The organism is Derxia gummosa DSM 723, from assembly GCF_000482785.1.
Taxonomy (GTDB): Bacteria; Pseudomonadota; Gammaproteobacteria; order Burkholderiales; family Burkholderiaceae_E; genus Derxia; species Derxia gummosa.
Genome location: NZ_AXWS01000007.1, coordinates 961,602 through 988,335, shown reverse-complemented (window position 1 = coordinate 988,335; position 26,734 = coordinate 961,602). Strand labels below are relative to the sequence as shown.

Sequence of the window (26,734 nt, the reverse complement as noted above, 5' to 3'; positions counted from 1 at the left end):
GCTTCCTATAATCGGCGGCTTCCGCTGCCCCGCCGTCGAGCCGCCATCATGACTGCCCAGAATCCGTCTTCGCCATCCCCCGTCGCTTCTTCGTCGTCCGGTGCCACCGGCGGCGCGCCGTCGGCCGCACGGCGCGGTCTGCTCATCGGCGGCGGCGCGGCGGCGGTGGCCGTCGCGGCCGGCGGCTGGACGCTGCTCGGCGCCGGTCGCACCCAGGTGCCGGACGTCGCGCTGCGCACGCTCGCGGGCGAGTCGCTCAAGCTGTCCGACCTGCGCGGCAAGGTCGTGCTGGTGAATTTCTGGGCCACGTCCTGCACGACCTGCGTGCACGAAATGCCGGCGCTGGCCGAGGCGCACAAGCGTCTGGCCGGCCAGGGCTACGAGACGGTGGCGGTGGCGATGAGCTATGACCGGCCCGATTACGTCGCCAACTTCGCGCAGGAGCGCGCGCTGCCGTTCAAGGTCGCGATCGACCTCGACGGCGCGATTGCCAAGGCCTTCGACGGCATCCGCGCGACGCCCACGAGCTTCCTGCTCGACAAGCGCGGCGCCATCGTCCAGCGCTACGTGGGCGAGCCCGACTGGGCGCAGTTCGAGAAGACGGTCGCGGCGGAACTGGCGGCGGCCTGAGCCGCCGTCAGGCCTTGAACAGCGCGGCCACGCGGTCGCGCATCTCGCCTTCCAGCTCGCCCTGCCAGCGCAGCACGGTGTGCCCTTCGCGGTCCACCACGTAGAAGCTCGGCACGGTCTTCACCGGCGCGAAATTGCCTCGGGCATCGGCCTGGCGCAGTACCGGCCAGTGCGGCGGGCGGCGCGCGATGAAGTCCTTGAGCGCGCCCGCGTCCTCGTCGATCGACATGCCCACCACGCGCAGACCCCGGTCGCGGTACTCGGCCGCGAAACGCTCGACCTCGGGCAGGTTGCGCAGGCAGTAGCCGCACCAAGTCGCCCAGAACTCGACCAGCACCACGTTGCCGCGCAGCGTGGCGAGGTCGAAGGCCGCGCCACTCGCCAGATCGGTGCCGCCCAGTTCCGGCGCCGCCACCTCGGGCGGCACATAGCGCCGGCCGCGCCGCAGCAGCTTGAGTCCGACGAAGCCCGCCACGCCCACGCCCGCCACCGCGATGCCGGCGCGCAGCCAGCGGCGCCGCGCGGTGCGGCTCGGTGCGAGAGGGAAGGCGGTGTCGCTCATCGTTCGGCTCCGGGAGGTGAGGAGCCGCGAGCCTAGCCGGCCCGCGCGATGGCGGATGCAGGAATGTGTTGCGACCCGCCGGACGGAGCGGGGGCGGAGTGCGCGCCCCGAGGGGCGTCAGCACCTCGGCGGCGGCAGGCTCAGGCGCGGGCGCCGCGTCGTGCCGAAGGAGCGCCGACCGGTGCCCCTGCCGGCATCACTCGGCGAAGCCCGCCGCGTGCGCCTGCTGGTCGGCGTGATAGCTCGACCGCACCATCGCGCCGACGGCCGCGTGGCTGAAGCCCATCTCCATCGCCTTCGCCTCGAACATCGCGAACACGTCCGGATGCACATAGCGGCGCACCGGCAGGTGATGGCCCGAGGGCGCGAGGTACTGGCCGATGGTGAGCATGTCGATGTCGTGCGCGCGCATGTCGCGCATGACGTCGAGGATTTCGTCATCCGTCTCGCCCAGGCCGACCATCAGGCCGCTCTTGGTGGCGACCGCCGGATGGCGCGCCTTGAAGTCCTTGAGCAGCTTGAGCGAGTGGGCGTAGTCGGCGCCCGGACGCGCTTCCTTGTACAGACGCGGCACGGTTTCGAGGTTGTGGTTCATCACGTCGGGCAGGCCGGCCGCGAAGCAGTCGAGCGCCTTGTCGAGACGGCCGCGGAAGTCGGGCACGAGCACCTCGATCTGCGTCGCGGGCGAGAGCTTGCGCGTCTCGGTGATGCAATCGACGAAGTGCTGGGCGCCGCCGTCGCGCAGGTCATCGCGGTCGACGCTGGTGATGACGACGTAGCGCAGGCGCAGGTCGGCGATCGTCCTGGCGAGGCGCGCGGGCTCCTCGGTGTCGAGCGGGTCGGGGCGGCCATGGCCCACGTCGCAGAACGGGCAGCGGCGCGTGCACTTGTCGCCCATGATCATGAAGGTGGCCGTGCCCTTGCCGAAGCATTCGCCGATGTTGGGGCAGGAGGCTTCCTCGCAGACGGTGACGAGCTTGTTGCTGCGCAGGATGTCCTTGATCTCCATGAAGCGGCCGCTCGACGAGCCGGCCTTCACGCGGATCCATTCCGGCTTCCGGAGGATTTCGTGCGGGGCGATCTTGATGGGGATGCGGGCGGTCTTGGCTTCGGCCTTCTGCTTGGCGGTCGGGTCGTAGGACTCGCGCGGCTGGGCTTCGCGGACGGTGCGCTCGGCGCTGGTGGCGCCTGCGACGGGAGTGCCGGGGGTGGCGGCTTCGGGGGCTTGGCTGGTCATTTGGACTCGCTTCGAGACACGCGACGAGGCCCGCTCGAAGGTGTGGCGGGACGGCCGGAATGGGGCGTGGGAGTGTGCCACAGGGGGTGGCGGGCACTGCGCGTGGCCCGGTCGGCGGCAGGGTGGGGCGCCGGCCCGATCCGAGACCGCCGCGCGTGCGGGCTGAGGGGCGGCGCCACGTCGACCCAGCCGCCCCTCAGCCCGCCGCGCCCGAATTGCCGCGTGGCAGCAGCAGCGATACCGAGGTCGCGAGCCGCATCAGCAGCGCGCCCGCCGTGCCGCCGAGGCCGTCGATGATCGCGTCATGCGTCTCGAAGCCGTGGCGGTGACCGATGATCTGCCAGCCCTCGTGCGCGAAGCCGAAGGCCCAGATCGCCCCCACGATCCACAGCACGTTCACGCGCGGCAGTCCGCGCGCCCACACGGCGCCGAACAGCGCGAAGGTGAGGAAGTGCATCTGCACATGCAGCCTCAGCGGAAACACGTAGCTCGCCTTCGAGTCCGCCGCCGCCCAAGCCATGACGAGCGTGAGCGCGAGCGCGGTGGCGAAGGCGAGGTGGTCGCCGAGCCGGCGGGCAGGCGGGGTGGCGCGGAGGGAATCGGTCATCGGAGGTGTTCTCGGAGCGGCGCGGGCGGCCGGGGCTGGCGACGGAATGCCGGCGATGCTGGCATGCGCGCGTGGCGCCGGAACGCTCGAATTGCGTCATTCGGTGCGGCGCGGCATCAGCGCGGGCGGGGCGGAACCGGGGTGGATGCAGGCGTGCGGACCGCCGACGCTATCGGCCCCGTCCGCCGGCGCCCGCCCCGATTTCAGGCCGGCCGGCCGATCTGCCGAAGCAACTCGTCGGCCAGTCCGGTGGCCGCCGTGTCCCAGGCCAGCGCGACGCCGGCATGCGCCATGTCGGTCGTCTCCAGTCCGGCGTAGCCGCAGGGATTGATGTCGGCGAAGGGAGCGAGGTCCATCGCGACGTTGAGCGCGACGCCGTGATAAGTGCAGCCGTTGCGCACCCGCAGGCCGAGCGCGGCGATCTTGGCGCCGGGCTGGCGCCTGCCGTCCGGGCCGGGTTCGAGCAGGTACACGCCGGGCGCGCCGGCCTTGCGGTCGGCCGCGATGCCGTGGCGCGCCAGCGTGTCGATGACGGCCTGCTCGATGCGCTGCACCGCCTCCTTCACGAGGTAGCCGCGCCGGCGCAGGTCGACCATCAGATAGACGATCACCTGGCCGGGGCCGTGATAGGTGATCTGCCCGCCGCGATCGGTCTGCACCATCGGGATGCCGTTGGCACGCAGCAGGTGCTCGGGCTTGCCGGCCTGGCCCAGCGTGTAGACCGGCTCGTGCTCCAGCACCCAGACCTCGTCGGGCGTGTCGGGCGTGCGGGCGGCGGTGAGTTCGCGCATCGCCTCGACGGTCGGCTCATAGGGCACGCGGCCCAGCCGGCGCACCACCGGCGCGAAGGGCGCGACGCGCTTCGCGGGCGGCGGGTTTCCGGCCGCGAGCGCGTCGGTTGCGATCGTCGCCGAGCCCGCCTCGGGCAGCGCGCTCACAGCACCACCGACACCATCGGATGCCCCGACAGCTCGGTGTACAGCGCGTCGAGCTGCTGGCGGTTCACCGCGCGGATGGTGGCGGTGAGGCTCAGGTAACTGCCGCTCTTGCTCGGACGCATCTCCAGCGTGGCCGAGTCCCAGTCGGGCGCGTGGCGCAGGACGATCGTCACCATCGTGTTGGCGAAGTCGTCGTGGCGCTTGCCCATGATCTTGATGGGGAAGTCGACCGGGTATTCGATCAGGCTGTCGAGGTTCTGCGGTTCGGCCATGGTTCCTCCCGGAGTCACTTGAACATCATGCGCACGGCGTCGATCGTGCTGCCGATGAAGCCGGCCTTGTTGACGCTGCCGAGCGCCACCAGCGGCACCTCGCCCACCGGCTTGCCGTCGAGCGTGAGCTTGATCGTGCCGACCTGCTGGCCGGCCTGGATCGGCGCGATGAGGCGTTCGCTGCGTTCGACGGCCGCCTTGATCTTCTCGCCCTGGCCGCGCGGCACGCTCACCACCAGCTCGCGCGCGACGCCGGCCGTCACGGTGTCGGCCGTGCCCTTGAACACCGGGATCGTCTGCACCGTCGCGCCCTTGGCGTAGAGACGCACGTCGTCATAGCTCTGGAAGGCGTAGTTGAGCAGCTTCTGCGATTCCTGCACCCGGCCGGCGGCGTTCTGCGCGCCCACCACCACCGAGATGATGCGGCGGTTGCCGTCGGGCGTGCCGGCCTGGGGCTGGCCGTCGGCGGGCGCCGCGCCGGCGGCGGGCGCGGCCGGGAAGGGCCGGCGCGCAGTGGCGATCAGGCACCAGCCGGCCAGATCGGTGTAGCCGGTCTTGAGGCCGTCCACCGACGGGTCGAGCCAGAGCAGGCGGTTGCGGTTCTCCTGCTTGATGCCGTTGTAGGTGTACTCCTTGGTCGAGTAGTAGCTCAGGTACTCGGGGAAGTCGGTGACGAGACGCTGGGCCAGGATCGCGAGGTCGCGCGCGGTCGAGTAGTGGTTGGGGTCGCTCAGGCCGTGCGAGTTGCTGAAGTGCGAGTTCTTCATGCCGAACTCGGCCGCCTTGCGGTTCATGAGGTCGGCGAACTGCTCCTCGGTGCCGCCGACGCGCTCGGCCAGCGCGATGGTCGCGTCGTTGCCCGACTGGATGATCATCCCGTGCAGCAGGTCGTCCACGCTCACCTGCTTGCCCACCTCGACGAACATGCGGCTCGACTCCTTGTTGCCGCCGCTCTTCCAGGCGCGCTCGCTGATCAGGACCATGTCGGTCAGGTGCAGGCTGCCGGCCTTGATCGCGTTGAACACGAGGTAGGCGGTCATGAGCTTGGTGAGCGAGGCCGGGTCGGTGCGGGTGTCGGCCTCGTTCATGGCGAGGATCTGGGCGCTGTTGACGTCGAGCACGAGCCAGCTGCGCGCGGCCACGACGGGCGGCGGCACCTGGGCGGCGGCGGGCGCAGCGGCGGCGATCAGGGCGGCGGCGGTCGCGAGCGCGACGGCGCGCAGGCGGGCGGTGAAGCGGTGATGCATGGCGGAACCTTCGTCTTGGAGGGCGGCCCGGCGCGCTGGCGGCACGGGCGGCGGGTGAAGCGGCCCCGCGCGTCGGGCGGGGCGGTTGGCGGTGATCGGGGCTGTCGGGGCGGGATGCCCGGCCGGACCGGAAATCGGGGCGCGGCGCATTTCGGCAAGAGGCCGGGCGGCGCGGCCCGGATCGTCAGGCCGCGTCGTCGCCGGCCTCGTCGGCCGGGAGGATGCGCGGCGCGAGCGCGTCGAGCACGAGGTGCTTGAGCGGCACGAGCTTGCGGTGGAAGAAATGGTCGGCGCCGGGCACGACCACGACCGGCAGGTCCTGCGGCCGGGCCCAGTCGAGCACCGACGACAGCGGCACGGTGTCGTCCAGCTCGCCGTGCACGACGAGCGAGCCGGCGGGCACGGGCAGCACGTTCCAGCGGCTGGTGGCGGTGCCGGCGAGCACGAGCTTCTCGATGGCGACACCGTCATCCGCGAGGCGCTGCGCCACATGCGTCGTGACGAACGAGCCGAACGAGAAGCCGCCGAGCACGACGCTCGCGGGCTGGAAGCGGGCGATGAGCGTGCGCGCGACGAGCGTGTTGTCGTCGGCTTCGCCCTTGCCGGCGTCATGTTCGCCGGCCGTCTTGCCGACGCCGCGGAAGTTGGGCCGCGCGACGATGAAGCCGAGCTGCACCAGCGCCCGCGCGATCGTCATCACGACCTTGTTGGTGTTGGTGCCGCCGAACAGCGGATGCGGATGGCCCACGAGCGCGAAGCCGCGCGGCGTGGCGAAGCGCTCGGCGTCGGGCGTGTCGAGCGCGACCTCGATCGGGCCGGCCGCGCCGTCGATGAATTCGACCGTGCTCGCCATCGCTTACACCTTGAGGCGATCGACCGGCGTGCCGCCGACGAGATGGCTGTCGACGATCTCGTCGATGTCGGTCTTGTCGATGAAGGTGTACCAGGTGCCTTCGGGATAGACGACCGCGACTGGGCCGTCGTCGCAGCGGCCGAGGCAGCCGGCCTTCTGCACCCGCACGCCGCCCTCGCCGCCGACGCCGGCCGCCTTCACGCGCTTCTTGGCGTGATCGACCATGGCCTGCGCGTCGTGCGCGGCGCAGCAGGCTTCGCCTTTGTCGCGCTGGTTGGTGCAGATGAACATGTGGCGCTTGAAGTAGGACATGGCGGGCTTCTGGACCGGGAGGAAGGGCGGTGTCGCGCGGTCTGCCGCGATGTGAAAGCTGCGGCAGGAATGCGGGTTTGGGATGGGGGCGGATTATAGGCGGCGGGGGTGGCGGGCTGCGCTCTTGCGCCGAGGGTGGGGCGCGGGGTGGCGGCGCCGGCTGGCTGCGCCCGCCCGCGTCGCGGGCGGGTTCCCTCGCGACGGGCGGAGCGACGGGCCGGCCCGCCAACTCGCCTTGCCGCTGCGCGACAAGGCTCAGACATGCGGGCCTGAGCGGCTGTGCCGCTCTCCCGTCGCTCCGCCCGCCGCGAGGCTTGCCAGAAGGCGCCGCCACCCCGCGCCCCACCCTCGGCGCCCCCCGTGCCTTGCTGAGGGGGTTGGGGCTTGGGCGGAGGGCGTGAGGGATGGTGGAGCAGCGCCAGTTCGACGGCAGCCGGGAGCGCTGCGCGTTCCGCTCCCCCCGCGACGCGCGCAGCGCGAGCCGTGTCGAGCATTCACGGAGGGCCGGGGGCGACTGGGAGGGAGGGCGCGCCTTCTGGCAAGCCGGGCGATCGGTGCCGGTACGGGCGAAGGCCGCAGGCCTTCAGGTCCGCATGTCTGAGCCTTGTCGCGCAGCGGCAAGGCGAGTTGGCGGACCGGCCCGTACCGGCACCGATCGTCCGGGAAGCCCCCGCGACGCGGGGGCCGCAGCCAGCCGGCGCGCCCTCCCTCCCAGCCGCCCCCGGCCCGCTTCCAGAGCCAAGCCGCCCAATACGGCCGCCGCTTCGATCACCCGGCCGAGCCGCGCCGCCCGAGCCAGCCGATCGCCATCGCCGGCCAGGCCAGCGCCAGCGCCGCCAGCAGCGAGCGCACATGGCGCCAGCCCGCCGCATGGCTGCTCGCGAAGGTCGCCGCGAGATAGGGGTTGTCGGGCGCCACGTTCACCACCGCCACGCTCGCGCCCAGCAGCAGCCAGAACGCCGCCCGCCGTCCGCCCGCCGGCAGCAGCGAGGCCAGCAGCGCCAGCCCCGCGCCCGCCACGCAGCCGAGCCGCGCGCCCGGCGTCATCCAGGCCAGCCAGTCATCGCCGGAAAACATCAGCGCGTCGCCGGCGCAGCGCAGCACCAGCGCCAGAAGCAGCACCACGAAACCGACCGCCAGGCGCGGCGCGGCCGGCGTGCGAGCGCGCATCGGCAGCAGCGCGAACAGCACGCCCACCGCGAGACCGGTCGCCGCGCTCGCCGCCTCGAAGGCCATCGCGCTGCCGGCCGACAGCGTCCACCACTCCGGCCCCTCGACCGGCTCGCCGGCCCACAGCGCGAGCGCGTCGAACACCGGCGTGACGAGCCGGCCGGTGCCGAAGGGCAGGGTCTGCGGCGGGATCTGGGCCAGCAGCCAGAGGCCGGCGATCACCAGTCCGACCGCCGCATCGCGTTCGTACCAGCGGTTGCGCCATTGCCGCAGCCGGCTGCGGTCGAGCAGCGCCGGGCCGCTCGCCGCGCCGAGCAGCGCGCCGGCCAGGCCGCCGGCCGCGTTGGCGGCGAGGTCGAGGTTGGACGAGACGCGGTTGGGCAGCCAGGTCTGGAGCGCTTCCATCGCGCCCGACAGCAGCGCGCACAGCAGCGCGGCCACGATGACGGCCGTCGCGCCGCGCAGTCTCGGGTGCAGCGACCACGCGAGCAGCGCGCCGAGCGGCAGATAGCCGGCCACGTTGCTCGCGATGTCGAGGCTGGTGATGTAGCGCGGCGGCGGCGCGAACAGGAAGTCGAAGGGCGCGATGCCGATGTCGCGCCAGCCCGAGAACGGCGTGAGGCTGATCCACACCACCACGCCGATCCACGCGGCGCAGCCGAGCCGGGCCAGCGGCGACGGCTGGCGCTGCCATTGGGTCGGGCGCGAAGGGGGGTCGGCTAACATCGCGGGCGATTCTATCGGCCGGACATCGCGCCGGTTTCCCCACCTTTCCTCCCGATGCTCGACGCCGCCACGCTCGCCGCCGCCCTGGCCCGCGCCTGTCCCGACCAGCCCGCCTGGGCCGCCGCCGACGCGGTCGAGGTCGTGGCCCGCACCGGCTCCACCAATTCCGATCTGCTCGAACGCGCGCGCGCCGGCACGCTGGCGCCGCGCGCGCTGCGCATCGCGCTCGAACAGGACGCCGGGCGCGGCCGGCTCGGCCGGCACTGGGTCGCGCCGCCGGGGGCGGCGCTGGCGCTGTCGATCGGGCTGATCTGGCCCGGCGGGCCGGCCACGCTCGAAGGCTTCACGCTCGCCTGTGGGTTGGCGGTGGCCGACGCGGCCGCCGCCCAGGGCGCGGCGGCGCGGCTCAAGTGGCCGAACGACATCGTCGACGGCGCGCGGCGCAAGCTCGGCGGCATCCTGGTCGAGGCGGCGCCGCGCGGGCCGGAGGCGACGGCGGTGGTCGTGGGCATCGGCCTCAATCTCGCGCCGCACGCGGCGCTGGCCGAGGTGACGCCGCCGGCCAGCGATCTCGCCACGCTCGCGGGCCGCGCCGTCGACGCGCGGGCGCTGGTCGTCGCGCTGGTGGCTGCGCTGGAGGCGCGCATCGGCCGCTTCGCGCGCGAAGGCTTCGGGCCGAGCGTGGCGGAGTTCGACGCGCTGCACGCCTGGCAGGGCCGGCCGGTGCGGCTGGCCGACGCGGCCGGCAACGAACTCGCGCGCGGCGCGGTCGCCGGCATCGCCGCGAGCGGCGCGCTGCGCGTGACCGGCGCCGACGGCCGCGAAACCGAGTGGAAGCACGGCGAGATCAGCCTGCGCGACGGGAGCGACACATGAAGACCATCCTCGCCGTCGATGTCGGCAACACGCGCGTCAAGTGGGCGCTGCGCGAATCGGGTGCCGCGCCCGGCCGCTGGCTGGCCCAGGGCGCCGGCACGGCCGAGGCGCTTGTCGCCTCGCTGCGCGCGACGCTGCCCGGCGCGGCGGCGCTGAGCGAGGTGGTGTTTTCGAGCGTCGCCGGCGAGGCGGTCACGACCGCGCTCGAACAGGCGCTGCGCGCGGCGGCCGGCGGCGCGCCGGTGCGGCGCTTCGTGCCGCGCCCGGCGGCCGGCGGGCTGGCCAACCGCTATGCCGCGCCCACGCTCGGCGCCGACCGCTTCGCGGCCGCGATCGGCGCGCGCCGGCTCTATGGCGACGGCGCGCTCGTGGTCGCCTGCTTCGGCACCGCGACCACCATCGACACCGTGTCGCCGGCGCATGACTACCTCGGCGGCCTGATCCTGCCCGGCGTCGATTCGATGCTGGCGGCGCTCGCCACCGACACCGCGCGCCTGCCGCGTGTCGCGCCCGGCGCGGCGCTGGTCGAGATTCCGGACACGACCGAAGCCGCCATCGCCGAGGGCGTCGCGCGCGCCCAGGCCGGCGCGGTGCGCGAGACGGTCGAGATCGCGCGGCGGCGCTTCGGCGCGGCGCGGCTGGTGATTTCGGGCGGCGCGGCGCCGCTGCTGCTCGGCCGGCTCGGGCTGGCGGTCGCGGCCGAGCCGGTCGCGCCCGCGTCCGAGGCCGGCGCCGACATCCCCCGATTCCATGAAGACCTGGTGCTGGTCGGCCTCGCCGCCAGCGCCGAAGACGAAGGCTGGGAGCCCGCATGAAGACCGTGGTCGCGCTGCTTGTCGCGGCGAACCTGCTGCTGTTCGGCGCCGCGCAAGGCTGGTTCGGCGCCGAGGTCTGGCATCGCATGCATCCGAATGCCGGCGAACCGGCGCGCATGGAGCAGCAGGTGGCGCCGGAGCTGATCCGCGTGCCGACGCCGGCCGGTGCGGCGCCGGGCACGGCACCGACGGGCACGGAGAACGCGCCGGCACAACCCGGCGGCGAGCCACGGTCCGCGATCGGCGCGGCTTCCGCCCAGGCTTCGGCGCGGCAGCCCGGCCAGGCCGAGGGGCAGGCGGCGGCCGGGAGTGCGGTGGTTCCGGCGGCGGGCACGGTCGCGCTCGCCGCGACGGGTCCGGTGGCTTCGGAACCGGCTGGCGCGATGCCGGCCGCCGGCGCGTCGGCACCGTCGGCCGGTCCGCAGACCGCCGCCCAGACTGCCGCCGACCCGACCGCTGGCCCGCGGGCCGCGCCTCCTGCCAATGGCGCCACGCCGGCCGCCCAGCCCGCCGCCGCGCCCGCGATGCAGCCCGGCGCCCGCGTCGCCTGCACCGAATTCGGCCCGCTGCCCGCCGACGATGCCGGCAAGCTGCTCGCGCGGCTGCGCAACGAGCCGGGGCTCAAGCTCGGCTCGCGCACCCAGCCCGAGTCCACGACCTGGCTGGTCCATCTCCCGCCCCAGGCCGACCGGGCCGCGCTCGACCGCGCCGCCGCCGATCTGCGCGCCCACGGCGTCGAGGATTTCTACGTGTTGCAGGAGCCGGCGGCCTTCCGCAACGCGATCTCGCTCGGCGTGTTCCGCAGCGTCGATGGCGCCAACACCCAGGCGGCCCAGCTCGGCGGGCGCGGCATCAAGGGCATCAAGGTGACGGCGCGGCCGAGCGCGTCGAGCCTCGGCTTCGTCGAGGTGCGCGATCTGGCCGTCGCGAGCCAGCCGGCGCTCGACCGCGCCGCGCGCGACTGGCCGGCCCAGCGCTGGCACGCCTGCGCCCAGGCGGTCGCGGCGCGCTGAGCGTCACGCTTCGGCGCGCTTGCCGGCTGCGCCGGCATGACGGGCGCCGCAATCCGTCGCCGCCCCGGTCGGGCGGCGTCATCCGGCTCAGGGCAGATCGACGATCACCGGCCGCTCGCCCAGCATCGAGGCGAGCTGCTCGCGCGCGGCGCCGGCGTCCTCCTTGCTGGCGAAGGGGCCGACATGCACGCGGTAGAGCCGGCCGAGCTGCACGACGCGGGTGCGCTCGCCCAGCGCGCCGAGCCGGGGCAGGGCGCGGCTGCGCGCTGCCTCGGCGTTCTCGCGCGAGCTGAAGGCGCCGAGCTGGAGCCAGGTGCTCGCGGCCGGATCGCGCGGGAAGTCGGCGCGTGTCGTGCCCTCGGCCGGGGCCGGCGCGGGCACGACGGCGGGCAGGGCGATGACGGCGATCTCGTCGCCCCCCATCGGCTGGCCGACCGCCGGTGCGACGCTCGGCACATCGCCGTCCGGACCGCCGCGCGCGCTGGCGGCGACGGGCACGGCCGGCGTCGCCGCGATGCGTGTGATGCGGCCATCGTCGGTGGCACCGGGGTTGTCGGTGTTGCGGGCAGTGCGGGTCGCGGCCCGGCCATCGTCGGCGTCGCGCGCCACGGCGGGGGCCCGGCTCGCCACCGGCAGTGGCGCGCGCTGCCCGCCACCGAAGGCGAGCTGGGGATCGGCGGCGCGCTCCTCGCGGATGCGCGCGATCTCGGCCGGCAGCAGCAGCTCGACGCGCACCGGCGCCGATCCGGTGCGCACCACGTCCAGCTTGGCCGCCGCCGCATAGCTCAGGTCGAGCAGGCGGTCATCCTTGAACGGGCCGCGATCGTTGATGCGCAGGATGGTGCTGCGGCCGTTGCGCAGATTGGTCACGCGCGCCCAGGACGGGATCGGCAGCGTGGTGTGCGCGGCCGTCAGCGCATGCATGTCGTAGGTCTCGCCCGAGGCCGTCGGCAGGCCGTGGAACTGCCGGCCGTACCAGCTCGCCACGCCTTCCTCCGAATACGGTGCAAGCGTTGTCATCGGCCGGTAGTCGCGGCCCATGACGGTGTAGGGCTTCATCGTGCCGGTCTTGAGCGGCTCGACCGCCGGCAGCGGATCGGGCAGGGCGGCCAGCTCGGCGAGGCTGGCGTCGCTCGGGCCGTCCTTGCGGTAGTCGCCGCCGCCGCGCTTCATGCCGCTCGACCAGCCGCCGCCCGAGGATGACTTCGGCGCGGTCGAGCAGCCGGCGAGGGCGATGGCGGCGGCGAGCGCCAGCAATGCGGGCAGGCGCGTGGCGCCGGCGCTGGCACGGATGCCGAGGCTGGCGCTGGCACGCGTGCCAAGGCTGGCGCGGGCGCCGATGCCGCTGACGGCGCGGGCAGTGAAGAACGGCGGGGCGGGCGGCTTGGGCATGACCGGACCTCGGGCGGAGCGGGGACGCGCCAACTGTATGCCAGCCGCGCGCCCTTTCAGCCGAGGAACAGCCGGTACGCCGGATTCTCCGTCTCGTCGCTGTACGGATAGCCCAGCCCCGCGAGAAAGGCCTTGAACGCCTTGCGCTCGCCCTTCGGCACCTGCAAGCCCACCAGCACGCGCGAGTAGTCGGCGCCCTGGTTGCGGTAATGGAACATGCTGATGTTCCAGCCCGGCGCCATGCTCGTCAGGAAGTTCATGAGCGCGCCCGGCCGCTCCGGGAACACGAAGCTGTAGATCAGCTCGCCCGCCGCCAGCGCGCTCTTGCCGCCGACCATGTGGCGGATGTGATCCGCCGCCATCTCGTCGTGCGACAGGTCCACCGTCGCATAGCCGTGCTTGGCGAAGTTGGCGGCGATCTTCTCGTTCTCGCCCGCGTTGGCAGTGGACATGCCGACGAACACATGGGCCGTCTTCTCGTCGCTGATGCGGTAGTTGAACTCGGTCACGCTGCGCGTGCCGACCAGTTCGCAGAAGCGCTTGAAGCTGCCGCGCTCCTCGGGGATCGACACCGCGAACAGCGCCTCGCGCGCCTCGCCGATCTCGGTGCGCTCGGCCACGAAGCGCAGCCGCGCGAAGTTCATGTTGGCGCCGCAGGCGATCGCCACCAGCGTCTCGTCCTTCAGGCCGTGGGCCTTGGCGTACTTCTTCAGGCCCGCGAGCGCGAGCGCGCCGGCCGGCTCGACCACGCTGCGCGTGTCCATGAACACATCCTTGATCGCGGCGCAGACCTCGTCGGTGTCGCACAGCACGTAGTCGTCCACCAGCTCGCGGCACAGCCGGAAGGTTTCCTTGCCCACGAGCTTGACCGCCGTGCCGTCGCTGAACAGGCCCACGTCGGCCAGCGTCACCCGCTTGCCGGCCTTGACGCTGCGCGTCATCGCGTCGCTGTCCACCGTCTGCACGCCGATCACCTTGATGTCGGGCCGCACCTGCTTGATGTAGGCCGCGACGCCCGAGATGAGGCCGCCGCCGCCGATGGCGACGAACACCGCGTGGATTGGCGCCTGGTGCTGGCGCAGGATTTCCATGGCGACCGTGCCCTGGCCGGCGATGACGTAGGGATCGTCGAAGGGATGGATGAAGGTGTATCCGTGCTGCTTCTCAAGCTCGCTCGCATGCAGCGCGGCGTCGCTGTACGAGGTGCCGTGCAGCACGATCTGCACGCTCTTGCCGCCGTGGGCGCGCACCGCGTCCACCTTCACCTGCGGCGTGGTGGTGGGCATCACGATCACTGCCTTGCAGCCGAGGCGCGCGGCGCCGAGCGCGACGCCCTGGGCATGGTTGCCGGCGCTCGCGGCGATCACGCCGCGCTCGAGCTGCTCGGGCGTGCAATGGGCCATCTTGTTGTAGGCGCCGCGCAGCTTGAAGCTGAACACCGGCTGGAGATCCTCGCGCTTGAGCAGAACCCGGTTGCCGATGCGCTGCGAAATGCCGGGCGCCGCGTCGAGCTGGGTTTCGTTGGCCACGTCATAGACGCGGGCGGTGAGGATCTTGCGCAGGTAGTCGCGGGGCATGGTGGCAATGCGCGACGACCTCGGACGGGCGATGCGGCGGCCTTCGCGGCAATGCCCGCGCGGGCCGCCTGACGCGCCGGCGGGAGGGTCGCGCCGGGCTGCTGAAAGGGGTGGCGAGTATAGCCGCCGGGGTGGAGCGGGCCGGCGGGTGCCGCGCCGGACGCGCCTATGCTGGCGGCCCTTTGTCTGTCCGCCGCGTCGCCATGTTCGATTCCCTCTCGTCCGTCACCGACCTGCTGCCAAGTGCCGACGACCTGCTGCACTGGTTGCTCGAGTGGCTCGCGGTGCCGCAGCAGGGCCTGGTCGCGCTCGCGTTGGCGGCCTTTGTCGCGGCCAGCCTCGTGCCGCTGGCGAGCGAGGCAGTGCTGCTCGCGGTGATCGCCGCGCGGCCGCATGAGTTCTGGCTCGCGATCGCGGTGGCGACGGTGGCCAACACGCTCGGCAGCCTCACGACCTACTGGCTCGGCCGCGTCGGCAAGCGCGTGCCGCACCCGCCGCAGTTCGACCGGCATGTGGCCTGGTTCGAGGCGCTCGGGGCGAAGCTGCTGTTCTTTGCATGGGTGCCGTGGATTGGCGATCTGCTGGTGATCGTGGCCGGGTGGCTGAAGGTGGATGCTTGGGCGGCGGCGGGGTGGATCGCGGTGGGGAAGGCGCTGCGGTATGTGGGGATTGCGCTGGGGGCGGACTGGTTGATTTGAGATTGCCGGGCAAATGATCGATTCATTCATCAGTGGCGCCCGAGCCACCGCTTTCTCCGGAAGGCAATGACAGGCGCGGATTCAAGCCGCTCTCACGCGACACGACTTCAGGGCGGGCAGCACCGCTTCGCCGGTCACGCTTAGGACGACCGCCCCGCCTGAATCGCCCCCATCTCCCGCTCCCGCTCTACCTCCACCAGCCGCGCCGTCTCTACCTCCCCCACACCCAGCGTGTCCAGCACCCGCGCCGCGATCTGCAAGCCCGCCTCCAGCGCCTCCGGCACCACCGCCGTCGCGCCGGCGCGGCGCAGTTCCACCGCATGCGCGGCGTCGTGCGAGCGGGCGTAGATCGGCACATGCGGGCAGGCGGCGCGCATGGCGCGCACCGCGTGCAGGGCGGCGGCGGGCTGGTCCATCGTGACGACGATGGCGGTCGCATGCGCGGCGTCGAGCTTGCCGAGCAGCTCGGCGCGCGCCGCGTTGCCGTAGTACACGGGCAGCCCCTCGGCGTGATGCGTGGCGGCGCGGCGCGCGTCGCTCTCGACGGCAATCCACGGCACCTCGCGGCCCGCGAGCATGCGCGCGACGAGCTGGCCGATGCGTCCGTAGCCGGCGATCACCACATGCCCGGCCATCGCGCCGGGCGCGGCGCCGTCCACGTTGCCGGCCGGCTCGTCGGCGGCGCCCCGGCGCGCGTCCCACAGCCGCGCCAGCCGCTCGCCCAGCCGCGCCGCGAAGGGCGTGGCGAACAGGCTCAGGCTCACCACGAGCAGCATGAACTGGCTCAGCTTCTCGTCGAGCAGGCCGCGCGCGAGCGCGTCGCCGATGACGATGAACGCGAACTCGCCGCCCTGGCCGAGCAGCAGCCCGCCCTCGGCCGCGCGGCCCCAGTCGAGGCCGCCCGCGCGCAGCACCAGCGCCACCACCACCGCCTTGATCGCGAACAGCCCGAGCACCGACAGCGGCAGCCAGAGCGGGTCGCGCAGCAGCGCGAGCGGGTCGATGCCCATGCCGACCGACATGAAGAACAGCCCCATCAGCAGCCCGCGAAAGGGCTCGACCGTCACCTCCACCTCGTGGCGGAACTCGGTCTCGGCCAGCAGCAGCCCGGCGAGGAAGGCGCCGAGCGCGAGCGACAGCCCGAGCGCGCCCGTGAGCGCCGCGCTGCCGAGCGTGCACAGCAGCGTCAGCGCCATGAAGGCGTCGGGCGAACGCTGCTGCGCGAAGGAGCGAAACACCGGCCGCAGCACGCGCCGGCCGAGCAGCGCGAACAGCGCGAGCGCCAGCGTCGAGCGCAGCAGCGCCATGCCGAGGCTGTCGAGCGCGGCGGCGAGGCCGGGCGAGAGCCAGCCGGCGTCGCCGCCCGGCGCTGCAATCGCTTGCACGGCGCCCGGCGCGAGGTCGGCCAGCACGCCCACGAGGATGAGCAGCGGCACCACCGCGAGGTCTTGCAGCATCAGGATCGAGAAGCCGGCCTGCCCGAGCGGCGTGGCGAGGGTGCGGCGCTCGGTCATCGACTGCATCACCACCGCCGTGGACGACAGCGCGAGCGTGCAGCCGAGCAGCAGCGCCACGCGCGGCGGATTGCCGAACAGCCAGGCCAGTCCGCCGATCGCCGCCGCGCTCGCCACCACCTGGGCGATGCCGCCGCCGAACACCCAGCGCCTCAGGCTCCACAGCCGCTCGGCCGACAGCTCCAGCCCGATCATGAACATCAGGAAGAGCACGCCCAGCTCGGCCAGCGCGCCCACCGCCTCCGGGTGCGGAAAGCTCAGCAGCCCGAGCGCCGGCAGCTTGGCCGCGAAGCGCCCGAGCCCGTGCGGCCCGACCACCACGCCGGTGGCGATGAAGCCGAGGGTCTGGTTGACGCGCCAGCGTTGCAGCAGCGGGATGAGGATGCCGGCGAGCGCGAGAAACAGCAGGGTCTCGCGCAGATAGCCGAGGGGGGCGTGATCGGGCACGGCGGTCGGCTTGAGGAGGAAGGGAGCGGCGAGGGTAGCTGTCGCCGGCCTTACATGCTTCGCGTTCGATCAATCGGCGGGACGGAGCGCCGCGAATCGCGGTCCGGGCCGGCACCCGGCGGCTGCCCGCGCGCGAGAAGAACCGGGCGCCGATCGGACGCGGGTCGATCACGATCGCCGCGCCAATGAAAACGGGGCGCCGAAGCGCCCCGTGATCGATCGCTGCCGGCCATCCGGGCCGGCGCCCGCGTGCTCAGTGATGCGCGGCGAGCCTGAGGCCGGCGCGGCTGTTCGCCCGCTCGGCGCGGTCGGCGGCTGCGTAGAGGTCATCGGCGAGGCCGCGGTCGGTGGCGGCGAGGTCGTCGGCCAGTTCGCGCACATAGGCGATGTCGTCGCGCATGTCGGCTTCGGCGGTGAAGGGGTTGCCGAGGCCGGCCGAGAACCAGTGGCGGAAGTTCTGGCCCGCCTCGCTCAGGCATTCGCTCAGCGCGTGCCAGACGTTGATGCTCGCGTCGGCGACGTGGACGGCGGGGTGTTCGATGCTGTGCTTCATGGTGCGGCTCCGGTTGTGACGTCGGAGATCGGCGTCGAAGTTCGTGATGCGACGCAGTATGGGGTTTACCCTCGATATGCCGGAACTGAATCATGCGAATGTCCGGCATTCACGAAACGAATCCCGCCATGAACTTCCGCACCCTCGACCTCAACCTGCTGCGCGTGTTCGACGCCGTCATGGCGGAGCGCAATCTCACCCGCGCCGCCGAGCAGCTTGCGATGACCCAGCCCGCCGTGAGCAATGCGCTGCGCCGGCTGCGCGAGGCGCTCGGCGACCAGCTCCTCGTGCGCAGCGGCGCCGGCATGGTGCCGACGCCGCGCGCCGACGCGCTCTGGCCCGAGGTGCGCGACGCGCTGGCCCGGTTGCGCGAGCTGATCGCGCCCGACAAGTTCGACCCGGCCCAGTCGCGCCGCGTCTTCCGCCTCGCGATGGCCGACGTGACCGCCGCCACGCTCATGCCCGCCGTCGTCCAGCGCATCGAGCGCGCCAACGCGCAGATCAACCTGCGACTCGTGCCGCTCACCTCGCGCGATCCGCGCCCGCTGCTCGACCGCGCCGAATGCGATCTCGCGGTCGGCTACTTTCCCGACGTGTTCGCGGCGGTCGCGCGCGATGGCGAACTGTCGCCGCTGCGGCGCGACCAGATCTATGAAAGCGAATACGTCTGCGTGATGAGCGCCGACCATCCGCTCGCGCGGCCGGGCGCGCTCACGCTCGATGCCTACTGCGCGGCGCATCACCTGCTGGTGAGCTTCTCGGGGCGGGCGCACGGCTTCGTGGACGAGGCGCTGGCTGCGGCCGGGCGCCAGCGCCGGATCATGCTGACGGTCAACCAGTTCTTCACGGGTGCGCGGGTGGTGGCGAGTTCCGACCTGCTCACGCTGCTGCCGCGCACCTTCGTGCCGACCACGGGCTTTGCCGACCGGCTTGCGGTGCGGCCGCTGCCGATCGCGCTGGAGCGGGTGTCGGTGGAATCGGTCTGGCATGCGCGCAACCGCCACGACCCGGCGCTGGCCTGGCTGCGCGGCGTGCTGGTGGAGGCGGGCGCGGACGTGCATCTGCCCGAGGATCTGGCCGGGCCGGAGCACGAGGCAGGGATGGCGACCGGCCTGCTGGCCGCGACGGGTGACGAGGGAGATGGCTGAAGCGGCGGGGCGGCTTCACGGCGCATGCCGCGAGCGCCGTGGCGGATGGCTGCGTCACGGCTTGGCGCGATGACGGCGCGCGGACCGGACCCACCAAAAAAAACGACCCGGTTCGCTGTTGCGGACCGAGTCGGAGGAGGAGACGGAACGAACTGTAAAGACCGCCCTTCCATCGCGGAACTGAATCTTGTGAATCGGTCATATAAGCGGTGTGAATGATCTGGCGGATGTTTCAGCGAGTTGCTGCGACCGCACATTCGTTACACGAATGGATGACCGGCCCGCCGCCCGCTCATGCCTGCCCGCAGCCGACCACGTCGCCACCCCGGAGGGCGTCCACGGCTTCAGTCCGCGCCGGCCCCGAAGCGCTCGCGCAGCAGGTTCTTCTGCACCTTGCCCATCGTGTTGCGCGGCAGTTCGTCCACCGTGAACACGCGCTTGGGCACCTTGTAGTTGGCGATGCCGGCCTTGAGCGCCGCGATCAGCGCCGCCTCGTCCACCACCGCGTCCGGGCGCGGCACGACCACCGCCACCACCGCCTCGCCGAAGTCCGCATGCGGCACACCGATCACCGCCGACTCGGCCACGCCCGGCATCTCGTCGATGAAGCTCTCGATCTCCTTCGGATAGACGTTGTAGCCGCCGGTGATGATCAGATCCTTGCTGCGGCCGACGATGCTCAGATAACCGTCGTCGTCGAGGCGGCCCACGTCGCCGGTGCGGAACCAGCCGTCGGCGGTGAAGCTCTCGGCGGTCTTGTCGGGCATCTGCCAGTAGCCGCCGAAGACGTTGGGGCCACTGATCTGGATGTCGCCGATCTCGCCGGCGGGCAGGGGCTGGTCGGTTCGGCCGTCCACCACGCGCACGCCCACGCCGGGAATGGCCGGGCCGACGGTGCCGGGTTTGCGCAGCGCCGGGTCGCCGTCATACGGGTTGGAGGTGTTCATGACCGTCTCGCTCATCCCGTAGCGCTCCAGGATGACGTGGCCGGTGCGCTCGCGCCAAAGCTCGAAGGTCTCCTTGAGCAGCGGCGCCGAGCCGCTCACGAACAGGCGCATGCCGGCGCAGCGTTCGGGCGTGAGGCCGGGCTCGGCCAGCAGGCGCACGTAGTAGGTGGGCACGCCCATCATCACCGTGCAGCGCGGCAGCAGATCGAGGATGGCGGCGGGGTCGAGCCTGGGCAGGAAGATCTGCTTCGCGCCGGCGATGAGCGCGCCGTGCGCCGCGACGAACAGGCCGTGGATGTGGAACAGCGGCAGCGCATGCAGCAGGGTGTCGCGTTCGGCCGGCGTGCCGTCGGGCGCGAGGTGCCAGCCCCAGAGCGATCGCAGCGCGAGCGCGTTGCTCGCCATGTTGCCGTGGCTGAGCATCGCGCCCTTGCTGCGGCCGGTGGTGCCGGAGGTGTAGAGCAGCACGGCGAGGTCGGCGTCGGCGCGATCGACCGTCACGAAGTCGTCGGCATGATGGGCGGCGCGGTCGAGCAGGGTGCCGCCGCGGTCGTCGCCGAGCGTGTACACCACCTCGGCGCCGCCGCAGAACGCCGCCTTGCCCACCCACGAGAAGTTGGCCGGCGTGCACACCACCACCGCCGGCTTCGCGTCGCCGATGAAGTACTCGACCTCGGCCTTGCGGTAGGCGGTGTTGAGCGGCACGTAGACGATGCCGGCGCGCAGGCAGGCGAGGTAGAGCATCAGCGCCTCGACCGACTTGTCCACCTGGGCGGCGAGGCGGCTGCCGGCGGGCAGGTTCAGCGCGGCGAGCAGATTGGCGATGCGGCCGCTGCCGTGATGCAGGTCGGCCCAGCTGTAGAACAGCGGCTCGCCCGCGCCGCGCGACTCGATCGCGCAGGCCGAGCGGTCGGCGGGAAAGTTGGCTTCGAGGATCGAGTAGAGATTGCTCATCGGTCGGTCTTGGTATTGGCGGGGCGTCGGCGAGGCTTGCCGAGGCGGGCGGGCAACGCGGATCGGAAGGTCGGTGACGGGCGGGTGCGCCGAGCGTCGATCAAACACATCGCGCCGCAGCCCGCTGTTCCGCTCGCGACGGGAAGCGCGCGTTTACCGCCGGAAAGCCGTTGCGGGACCGCAAGCTAGAATGATTTTTTGAGGATTATCAAACGCCATGAACGCTCCCCACAGCCTCACCGCGGTGCCGGGCACCGCCGACGTGCCGGGGCAGCCGGCCGCCGAGCGACCGCGCCTGCGCGAGATCCCGTACAACTACACGTCCTTCTCCGACCGCGAAATCGTCATCCGCCTGCTCGGCGAGACAGCCTGGGAAACGCTCGAAGCCCTGCGCGGAGAACGCCGCACCGGCCGCAGCGCCCGCATGCTGTTCGAGGTGCTCGGCGACATCTGGGTCGTCCAGCGCAATCCCTATCTGCAGGACGACCTGCTCGACAACCCCAGGCGCCGCAAGGCGTTGATCGACGCGCTCTGGCACCGCGTGCGCGGCATCGAGTCGCGGCGCGGCGGCGGCGATGCCGGGCGCGATGCGCTCGTGGCCTCGCTCGTGACCTCGGCCAGCGCGGCGATCGAGCAGTTCGCGGCCGATTTCGAGCGCGTGGGCGCCAAGCGGCGCGAGGTGCTCGGCAAGCTCGGCCGCATCACCGCGAAGGACAACATCAAGTTCGACGGCCTGTCGCGCGTGTCGCATGTGACCGACGCGACCGACTGGCGCGTCGAATATCCCTTCGTCGTGCTCACGCCCGACAACGAGGCCGAGATGGCGCCGCTCGTGCGCGCCTGCTTCGACTGCGGCCTCACCGTCATCCCGCGCGGCGGCGGCACGGGCTACACCGGCGGCGCCGTGCCGCTCACGCCGTGGTCGGCCGTCATCAACACCGAGAAGCTCGAAAAGATGAGCGCGGTCGAGATGGTCGATCTGCCCGGCCTCGGCCGGCCGGTGCCGACCGTGTATTCCGAAGCCGGCGTCGTGACCAAGCGCGTGGCCGAGGCTGCCGACTCGGCGGGCTTCGTGTTTGCCGTGGACCCGACGTCCATCGAGGCGAGCTGCATCGGCGGCAACATCGCGATGAACGCGGGCGGCAAGAAGGCGGTGCTCTGGGGCACGGCGCTCGACAACCTCGCGTGGTGGCGCATGGTGGACCCGAGCGGCAACTGGCTCGAGGTCACGCGCATCAACCACAACCTCGGCAAGATCCATGACGCCAAGGACGTGATCTTCGAACTCGTCTGGCGCGACGGCACCCAGCCGCCGGGCGCGGGCGAGATCATCCGCACGACCACGCTCAACATCGACGGCGCGCGCTTCCGCAAGACCGGCCTCGGCAAGGACGTGACCGACAAGTTCCTCGCCGGCCTGCCGGGCGTGCAGAAGGAAGGCTGCGACGGCCTCATCACCGCCGCGCGCTGGGTCGTGCACCGCATGCCCAAGCATGTGCGCACCGTGTGCCTGGAGTTCTTCGGTCAGGCGCGCGACGCGATCCCGAGCATCGTCGAGATCAAGGACTACCTCGACGCGCAGACCCGCAAGGGCGCGCCCGAGGGCATGGCGCCCGTGATGCTCGCGGGCCTGGAGCACCTCGACGAGCGCTATCTGCGCGCGGTCGGCTACGCGACCAAGAGCAAGGCGCACGGCGGCGGCCTGCCCAAGATGGCGCTGTTCGGCGACATCGTCGGCGACGACGAGAACGCCGTGGCGGCGGCGGCCAGCGAGGTCGTGCGCATCGCCAACACGCGCGTGGGCGAAGGCTTCATCGCCGTGAGCCCCGAGCAGCGCAAGAAGTTCTGGCTCGACCGTTCGCGCACCGCCGCGATCAGCCGCCACACCAACGCCTTCAAGGTGAATGAAGACGTCGTCATCCCGCTGCACCGGATGGACGAGTACACCGACGGCATCGAGCGCATCAACATCGAGCTGAGCATCCGCAACAAGCTCAAGCTCGTGGCCGAACTCGACCGTCTGTTGCAGGGCGAGCTGCCGCTCGGCAAGACCGACGACGCGGCCGACCTGCCGAGCGCCGACATCATCGAGAACCGGGCGCAGGAAGCGCGCGAGCTGATCGAAAAGGTGCATGCGCGATGGAGCTTCGTGCTCGGCTCGCTCGACCGCAGGCTGGCCGAGGCCCAGGCCGATCTGGTGCGCCACGGCTACGACCATCTGCTCGATGTGTTCGGCCCGCGCATCGCGGTGCGGCCGAACGTGCGCGTGTTCGATCTCGTGCAGGACCGCACGATCCGCGTGAGCTGGAAGAAGGAGATCCGCGCCGAATTCCGCCGCATCTTCGGCGGCGCGGCCTTCGATCCGACCCTCAAGCTGTTCGAGACCACGCACAAGAAGGTGCTGCGCGGCCGGGTGTTCGTCGCGCTGCACATGCACGCGGGCGACGGCAACGTGCACACCAACATCCCCGTCAACAGCGACGACTACGAGATGCTCCAGACCGCCAACGAGGCGGTCGCGCGGATCATGACGCTGGCGCGCTCGCTCGACGGCGTGATCTCGGGCGAGCACGGCATCGGCATCACCAAGCTGGAATTCCTCACCGACGAGGAGCTGCGCCCGTTCACCGAATACAAGCAGAAGGTGGATCCGCAAGGCAGGTTCAACAAGGGCAAGCTGCTGCGCGGCCACAGCTTCGTCGAGGACGGCAGGCCGATGGCGCCGGCCGACCTCACGCATGCCTATACGCCGAGCTTCGGCCTCATGGGGCATGAGTCGCTGATCATGCAGCAGAGCGACATCGGCGCCATCGCGGCGAGCGTCAAGGACTGCCTGCGCTGCGGCAAGTGCAAGCCCGTGTGCGCCACGCACGTGCCGCGCGCGAGCCTGCTCTACAGCCCGCGCAACAAGATCCTCGCGACCTCGCTGCTGATCGAAGCCTTCCTGTACGAGGAGCAGACGCGGCGCGGCGTGAGCATCAAGCACTGGGACGAGTTTTCGGACGTGGCCGACCATTGCACGGTCTGCCACAAGTGCGTCACGCCCTGCCCGGTGAAGATCGACTTCGGCGACGTGTCGATGAACATGCGCAACCTGCTCACCAAGCTGGGCAAGCGCAAGTTCAATCCGGGCAGCAAGGCGGCGATGTTCTTCCTGAACGCGACCGACCCCGACACGATCAAGATGACGCGCGCGGCGATGGTCGGCATCGGCTTCAAGGCCCAGCGTTTCGCCAACGACCTGCTCAAGAAGTTCACGCGCAAGCAGACCGGCCATCCGCCCGCCACCGACGGCGGCCGCCCGCCGATCCGCGAGCAGGTCATCCACTTCGTGAACAAGAAGCTGCCGGCCGGCCTGCCGACCAAGACGGCGCGCGCGCTGCTCGACATCGAGGACAACGAGATCGTCCCGATCATCCGCGACCCGAAGAAGACGACGCCCGATACCGAGGCCGTCTTCTACTTCCCGGGCTGCGGCTCGGAGCGGCTGTTCTCGCAGGTGGGGCTCGCGACGCAGGCGATGCTCTGGCATGTGGGCGTGCAGACCGTGCTGCCGCCGGGCTATCTGTGCTGCGGCTATCCGCAGCGCGGCGCCGGCCAGGCCGACAAGGCTGAGAAGATCCAGACCGACAACCGCGTGCTGTTCCACCGCGTCGCCAACACGCTCAACTACCTCGACATCAAGACGGTGGTGGTGAGCTGCGGCACCTGCTACGACCAGCTCGCCACGTATGAATTCGAGAAGATCTTCCCGGGCTGCCGCATCGTCGACATCCACGAGTACCTGATGGAGAAGGGCGTGAAGCTGGAGGGCGTGCAGGGCACGCGTTACATGTATCACGACCCCTGCCACACGCCGATGAAGCTCCAGGACCCGCTCAAGACGGTGAACTCGCTCATCACGACCGCCGACGCCACGAAGATCGCGAAGAACGACCGCTGCTGCGGCGAGAGCGGCACCTTCGGCGTGACGCGGCCCGACATCGCCACCCAGGTGCGCTTCCGCAAGGAAGAGTCGATGCGCGCCCAGGCCGACAAGCTGCGCGCCGACGGCTTCACCGGCGACGTGAAGATCCTCACCAGCTGCCCGAGTTGCCTCCAGGGCCTCACGCGCTACGACGAGGACTCGGACACCAAGGCCGACTACGTCGTCATCGAGATGGCCAAACACCTGCTCGGCAACGACTGGCTGCCCGAGTACGTGAAGGCAGCCAACAACGGCGGGATCGAACGTGTGCTCGTCTGAAGCGCGCGTGATGCCGGCGGGCGCCGGCCATGCGGCCGCAGGCCAGGCCACGGCCACGGTCGGGCCTGCGGTCGCGCCGATGCCCGCCGCAACCGCCTTCGCCGCCGGCTGCCCGCTCTGCGAGGGCGACGGCGGCCGGCTGCTGCTGCGCACGGCCAAATGGCGCCTCATCCTCGTCGAGGACAGCGGCTTTCCCGGCTATGTGCGCGTGATCTGGAACGCGCATGTGCGCGAGTTCAGCGAGCTGCCGGCGGCCGACCGCGTCGCGCTCATGGAGGTGATCGCGACCATCGAGCGCGTCGCGCTCGACGTGCTTGTGCCGGCCAAGATCAACCTCGCCGCATTCGGCACGGTGGTGCCGCATCTGCACTGGCATGTGATCCCGCGCTTTGCCGACGACACCCACTATCCGGACGCGATCTGGGCACCGGCACGGCGCACACAGGCCGGCGAGTGCTGCACCGCCGCAGGGAGTCGCGTGAATTACTTCACGGAAAAGCTTGTCGAGGCGCTAGGACTCGCCTGAGTCCGAAAGCCCACGGCAAGGGCATGGAGCTTGCTGAAGTCGGTCGGATCTTTTCTAGGGTCGGGCCGCAGCGCCCGCCTGGCCACCGGCGCGGCTTGCGTCGGACCTTCCCCGACGCTCCATGCAAAGAAGAACTCATCTGGAAACCAAGGGATGCGGGCGCCTCGGCGCGCTCGCCGCATCAAGTGCATTGCTTCTTCCGCTCGCCGCGCGGGCCGACGATGTGCCGACCCAGCCCTTCGTGGTCGGCTTCGATGCGATCAGCGCGGGCGACACCGCCTGGATGCTGGTTGCCACGGCCTTCGTGCTGCTCATGACGCTGCCGGGCCTCGCGCTGTTCTATGCCGGCATGGTCCGGCGGCAGAACGTGCTGTCGGTCTGCCTGCACACGCTTGCATGCTGTGCCTCGGTCACGCTCATCTGGGCCGTCATCGGCTACAGCCTCGCCTTCACGCCGGGTGGCACGCCCTACATCGGTGGCCTGCAACGGGCGCTGCTGCATGACCTGGTCTATCTGAAGGAATCGGCGCGCCTGAGCGTGAGCCATCTCGCGCCGTCGATTCCCGAGCCGGTGTTCCTGATGTTCCAGCTCAGCTTCGCGATCATCACGCCGGCGCTGATCATCGGCGCCTTCGCCGAACGCATGCGCTTCGGCGCGATGCTGGCCTTCCTCTCGCTGTGGTCGCTGCTGGTGTACGTGCCGGTCGCGCACTGGGTGTGGGAGCCGAGCGGCTGGCTCGCGGGCCTGGGCGCGCTCGATTTTGCGGGCGGCACGGTGGTGCACGTGAACGCGGGCGCGGCGGGTCTGGCCTGCGCCTGGATGCTCGGGCCGCGGCGCGGCTACGGCCAGGAGGCCTTCGTGCCCTTCAACCTCGGTTTCACGATGACCGGCGCGGCGCTGCTGTGGGTGGGCTGGTTCGGCTTCAATGCCGGTTCGGCGCTCGCGGCCGACGGCCGCGCGGCGATGGCGATGGTGGTCACGCATGTGGCGGCGGCAACGGCGGCGCTCAGCTGGATGGCGGTCGAATGGATGGCGAAGGGCCGGGTCACGCTACTCGGCGCCTGCTCGGGAGTGGTGGCGGGGCTGGTGGCGATCACGCCGGCCTCGGGCTTCGTGGGCGTGGGGGCGGCGATGGGCATCGGCCTGCTGGCGGGCATCGGCTGCTTCTGGGGCGCGACCCAGCTCAAGCGTGTGCTCGGCGTGGATGACGCGCTCGACGTGTTCGGCATCCACGGCATCGGCGGACTGATCGGCGCGCTGCTCACGGGCGTGTTCAACGATCCGCACATGTCGGGCCTCAAGGCCGACATGCTCACGCAGGCGATCGCGGCCTTCGCGACCCTGGCCTTCAGCTTCGCGATGTCGGTCGTGCTGCTCAAGCTCGTCGACCTGGCGATTGGCCTGCGCGTGAGCGAAGAGGCCGAGGACACCGGCCTCGACCTGGCGCTGCACGGCGAACAGGTGGCCTGAATG

General features: G+C 71.6%; 23 protein-coding genes. 9 read left to right on the top strand and 14 right to left on the bottom strand.

Features of this window, described 5'->3' with window-relative positions:
• Positions 1–48 precede the first annotated feature (48 nt).
• On the top strand, positions 49–630 hold the full coding sequence (locus H566_RS0105475; protein WP_034410521.1) for a peroxiredoxin family protein: 582 nt from the start codon (positions 49–51) through the stop codon (positions 628–630).
• A 7-nt stretch (positions 631–637) separates the two neighbouring features.
• Here H566_RS0105475 and H566_RS23125 read toward each other — a convergent pair whose 3' ends face one another.
• The 9 genes from H566_RS23125 to H566_RS0105430 all read right to left on the bottom strand — a co-directional run bounded on the left by H566_RS23125 (position 638) and on the right by H566_RS0105430 (position 8,554).
• Positions 638–1,192 carry a TlpA disulfide reductase family protein gene (locus tag H566_RS23125; protein ID WP_028310648.1) on the bottom strand — a complete coding sequence of 185 codons (555 nt, stop codon included), beginning with the start codon at positions 1,190–1,192 and terminating at the stop codon, positions 638–640.
• Positions 1,193–1,388: 196 nt separating this feature from the next.
• Positions 1,389–2,429, bottom strand: a complete 1,041-nt coding sequence (gene lipA, locus H566_RS0105465; RefSeq protein WP_028310647.1) for a lipoyl synthase — start codon at positions 2,427–2,429, stop codon at positions 1,389–1,391.
• Between the two features lie 196 nt (positions 2,430–2,625).
• Complete coding sequence (locus H566_RS0105460; RefSeq protein WP_028310646.1) at positions 2,626–3,036, bottom strand: hypothetical protein; 411 nt, start codon at positions 3,034–3,036, stop codon at positions 2,626–2,628.
• A 203-nt stretch (positions 3,037–3,239) separates the two neighbouring features.
• Entirely contained in the window at positions 3,240–3,965 is a 726-nt protein-coding gene (gene lipB / locus H566_RS23120) for a lipoyl(octanoyl) transferase LipB (protein ID WP_425387923.1), read from the bottom strand.
• 5 nt (positions 3,966–3,970) lie between these two features.
• On the bottom strand, positions 3,971–4,246 hold the full coding sequence (locus H566_RS0105450) for a YbeD family protein (RefSeq protein ID WP_028310645.1): 276 nt from the start codon (positions 4,244–4,246) through the stop codon (positions 3,971–3,973).
• A 14-nt stretch (positions 4,247–4,260) separates the two neighbouring features.
• Positions 4,261–5,493 carry a D-alanyl-D-alanine carboxypeptidase family protein gene (locus H566_RS0105445; RefSeq protein WP_028310644.1) on the bottom strand — a complete coding sequence of 411 codons (1,233 nt, stop codon included), beginning with the start codon at positions 5,491–5,493 and terminating at the stop codon, positions 4,261–4,263.
• A gap of 184 nt (positions 5,494–5,677) precedes the next feature.
• Positions 5,678–6,346 carry an alpha/beta hydrolase gene (locus H566_RS23115; protein WP_051378087.1) on the bottom strand — a complete coding sequence of 223 codons (669 nt, stop codon included), beginning with the start codon at positions 6,344–6,346 and terminating at the stop codon, positions 5,678–5,680.
• Positions 6,347–6,349: 3 nt separating this feature from the next.
• Positions 6,350–6,658: a (2Fe-2S) ferredoxin domain-containing protein gene (locus H566_RS0105435; protein ID WP_028310643.1), complete on the bottom strand. Its 309-nt coding sequence runs from the start codon at positions 6,656–6,658 to the stop codon at positions 6,350–6,352.
• 768 nt (positions 6,659–7,426) lie between these two features.
• A complete protein-coding gene (locus H566_RS0105430) occupies positions 7,427–8,554 on the bottom strand; it encodes a VanZ family protein (RefSeq protein WP_084544779.1) in 1,128 nt (375 codons plus the stop codon).
• Between the two features lie 54 nt (positions 8,555–8,608).
• Here H566_RS0105430 and H566_RS23110 point away from each other — a divergent pair, with 54 nt between their 5' ends.
• Genes H566_RS23110 through H566_RS27245 form a run of 3 tightly spaced genes read left to right on the top strand, consistent with a single transcriptional unit; the run spans position 8,609 to position 11,258 of the window.
• Entirely contained in the window at positions 8,609–9,430 is an 822-nt protein-coding gene (locus tag H566_RS23110; protein WP_051378085.1) for a biotin--[acetyl-CoA-carboxylase] ligase, read from the top strand.
• The gene (locus H566_RS0105420) at positions 9,427–10,245 is read left to right on the top strand and encodes a type III pantothenate kinase (protein WP_034410519.1); all 819 of its coding nucleotides are present in this window, start codon (positions 9,427–9,429) and stop codon (positions 10,243–10,245) included. The genes H566_RS23110 and H566_RS0105420 overlap by 4 nt, the downstream gene beginning before the upstream one ends.
• Entirely contained in the window at positions 10,242–11,258 is a 1,017-nt protein-coding gene (locus H566_RS27245) for a hypothetical protein (RefSeq protein WP_028310640.1), read from the top strand. The genes H566_RS0105420 and H566_RS27245 overlap by 4 nt, the downstream gene beginning before the upstream one ends.
• A gap of 87 nt (positions 11,259–11,345) precedes the next feature.
• Here H566_RS27245 and H566_RS30330 read toward each other — a convergent pair whose 3' ends face one another.
• Together H566_RS30330 and ilvA are read right to left on the bottom strand one after the other, a co-directional pair.
• Positions 11,346–12,650 (bottom strand): septal ring lytic transglycosylase RlpA family protein, encoded by a 1,305-nt coding sequence (locus H566_RS30330; RefSeq protein WP_051378083.1) that lies wholly within the window; start codon positions 12,648–12,650, stop codon positions 11,346–11,348.
• 56 nt (positions 12,651–12,706) lie between these two features.
• Positions 12,707–14,227, bottom strand: coding sequence for a threonine ammonia-lyase, biosynthetic (gene ilvA, locus H566_RS0105405; protein WP_028310639.1), 1,521 nt, complete (start codon positions 14,225–14,227; stop codon positions 12,707–12,709).
• 203 nt (positions 14,228–14,430) lie between these two features.
• Between ilvA and H566_RS0105400 the strand changes: the two genes are divergently transcribed.
• A complete protein-coding gene (locus tag H566_RS0105400) occupies positions 14,431–14,925 on the top strand; it encodes a YqaA family protein (RefSeq protein WP_051378080.1) in 495 nt (164 codons plus the stop codon).
• A gap of 140 nt (positions 14,926–15,065) precedes the next feature.
• On the opposite strand, the gene H566_RS0105395 is transcribed toward H566_RS0105400, so the two are convergent.
• Together H566_RS0105395 and H566_RS0105390 are read right to left on the bottom strand one after the other, a co-directional pair.
• Positions 15,066–16,886 (bottom strand): cation:proton antiporter domain-containing protein, encoded by a 1,821-nt coding sequence (locus tag H566_RS0105395; RefSeq protein ID WP_028310637.1) that lies wholly within the window; start codon positions 16,884–16,886, stop codon positions 15,066–15,068.
• 253 nt (positions 16,887–17,139) lie between these two features.
• Positions 17,140–17,439 (bottom strand): hypothetical protein, encoded by a 300-nt coding sequence (locus H566_RS0105390; protein WP_028310636.1) that lies wholly within the window; start codon positions 17,437–17,439, stop codon positions 17,140–17,142.
• A gap of 128 nt (positions 17,440–17,567) precedes the next feature.
• On the opposite strand from H566_RS0105390, the gene H566_RS23095 reads away from it, so the two are divergent.
• Entirely contained in the window at positions 17,568–18,587 is a 1,020-nt protein-coding gene (locus H566_RS23095) for a LysR family transcriptional regulator (RefSeq protein ID WP_084544778.1), read from the top strand.
• 344 nt (positions 18,588–18,931) lie between these two features.
• Here the strand turns inward: H566_RS23095 and H566_RS0105380 are convergent, their stop codons facing one another.
• Positions 18,932–20,488, bottom strand: a complete 1,557-nt coding sequence (locus H566_RS0105380; RefSeq protein ID WP_028310635.1) for a malonate--CoA ligase — start codon at positions 20,486–20,488, stop codon at positions 18,932–18,934.
• Positions 20,489–20,705: 217 nt separating this feature from the next.
• Between H566_RS0105380 and H566_RS0105375 the strand changes: the two genes are divergently transcribed.
• The 3 genes from H566_RS0105375 (at position 20,706) to H566_RS0105365 (ending at position 26,731) form a co-directional block, all read left to right on the top strand.
• Positions 20,706–24,734, top strand: a complete 4,029-nt coding sequence (locus H566_RS0105375) for a DUF3683 domain-containing protein (RefSeq protein ID WP_028310634.1) — start codon at positions 20,706–20,708, stop codon at positions 24,732–24,734.
• Positions 24,735–24,813: 79 nt separating this feature from the next.
• On the top strand, positions 24,814–25,260 hold the full coding sequence (locus H566_RS0105370; protein WP_028310633.1) for an HIT family protein: 447 nt from the start codon (positions 24,814–24,816) through the stop codon (positions 25,258–25,260).
• 121 nt (positions 25,261–25,381) lie between these two features.
• Positions 25,382–26,731: an ammonium transporter gene (locus tag H566_RS0105365; RefSeq protein WP_051378077.1), complete on the top strand. Its 1,350-nt coding sequence runs from the start codon at positions 25,382–25,384 to the stop codon at positions 26,729–26,731.
• Positions 26,732–26,734 lie beyond the last annotated feature (3 nt).

What these genes read in the sequence shown, in the direction of transcription:
- H566_RS0105390 (WP_028310636.1), bottom strand. Translation starts at nt 17,439, where the DNA reads ATGAAGCACAGCATCGAACACCCCGCCGTCCACGTCGCCGACGCGAGC.
- H566_RS0105420 (WP_034410519.1), top strand. Translation starts at nt 9,427, where the DNA reads ATGAAGACCATCCTCGCCGTCGATGTCGGCAACACGCGCGTCAAGTGG.
- H566_RS27245 (WP_028310640.1), top strand. Translation starts at nt 10,242, where the DNA reads ATGAAGACCGTGGTCGCGCTGCTTGTCGCGGCGAACCTGCTGCTGTTC.
- H566_RS0105380 (WP_028310635.1), bottom strand. Translation starts at nt 20,488, where the DNA reads ATGAGCAATCTCTACTCGATCCTCGAAGCCAACTTTCCCGCCGACCGC.
- H566_RS0105450 (WP_028310645.1), bottom strand. Translation starts at nt 4,246, where the DNA reads ATGGCCGAACCGCAGAACCTCGACAGCCTGATCGAATACCCGGTCGAC.
- H566_RS0105430 (WP_084544779.1), bottom strand. Translation starts at nt 8,554, where the DNA reads ATGTTAGCCGACCCCCCTTCGCGCCCGACCCAATGGCAGCGCCAGCCG.
- H566_RS0105370 (WP_028310633.1), top strand. Translation starts at nt 24,814, where the DNA reads ATGCCCGCCGCAACCGCCTTCGCCGCCGGCTGCCCGCTCTGCGAGGGC.
- H566_RS0105475 (WP_034410521.1), top strand. Translation starts at nt 49, where the DNA reads ATGACTGCCCAGAATCCGTCTTCGCCATCCCCCGTCGCTTCTTCGTCG.
- H566_RS23125 (WP_028310648.1), bottom strand. Translation starts at nt 1,192, where the DNA reads ATGAGCGACACCGCCTTCCCTCTCGCACCGAGCCGCACCGCGCGGCGC.
- ilvA (WP_028310639.1), bottom strand. Translation starts at nt 14,227, where the DNA reads ATGCCCCGCGACTACCTGCGCAAGATCCTCACCGCCCGCGTCTATGAC.
- H566_RS30330 (WP_051378083.1), bottom strand. Translation starts at nt 12,650, where the DNA reads ATGCCCAAGCCGCCCGCCCCGCCGTTCTTCACTGCCCGCGCCGTCAGC.
- H566_RS23110 (WP_051378085.1), top strand. Translation starts at nt 8,609, where the DNA reads ATGCTCGACGCCGCCACGCTCGCCGCCGCCCTGGCCCGCGCCTGTCCC.
- H566_RS0105400 (WP_051378080.1), top strand. Translation starts at nt 14,431, where the DNA reads ATGTTCGATTCCCTCTCGTCCGTCACCGACCTGCTGCCAAGTGCCGAC.
- H566_RS0105375 (WP_028310634.1), top strand. Translation starts at nt 20,706, where the DNA reads ATGAACGCTCCCCACAGCCTCACCGCGGTGCCGGGCACCGCCGACGTG.
- H566_RS0105365 (WP_051378077.1), top strand. Translation starts at nt 25,382, where the DNA reads ATGCAAAGAAGAACTCATCTGGAAACCAAGGGATGCGGGCGCCTCGGC.
- H566_RS0105435 (WP_028310643.1), bottom strand. Translation starts at nt 6,658, where the DNA reads ATGTCCTACTTCAAGCGCCACATGTTCATCTGCACCAACCAGCGCGAC.
- lipA (WP_028310647.1), bottom strand. Translation starts at nt 2,429, where the DNA reads ATGACCAGCCAAGCCCCCGAAGCCGCCACCCCCGGCACTCCCGTCGCA.
- H566_RS23115 (WP_051378087.1), bottom strand. Translation starts at nt 6,346, where the DNA reads ATGGCGAGCACGGTCGAATTCATCGACGGCGCGGCCGGCCCGATCGAG.
- H566_RS0105460 (WP_028310646.1), bottom strand. Translation starts at nt 3,036, where the DNA reads ATGACCGATTCCCTCCGCGCCACCCCGCCTGCCCGCCGGCTCGGCGAC.
- H566_RS23095 (WP_084544778.1), top strand. Translation starts at nt 17,568, where the DNA reads ATGAACTTCCGCACCCTCGACCTCAACCTGCTGCGCGTGTTCGACGCC.
- H566_RS0105445 (WP_028310644.1), bottom strand. Translation starts at nt 5,493, where the DNA reads ATGCATCACCGCTTCACCGCCCGCCTGCGCGCCGTCGCGCTCGCGACC.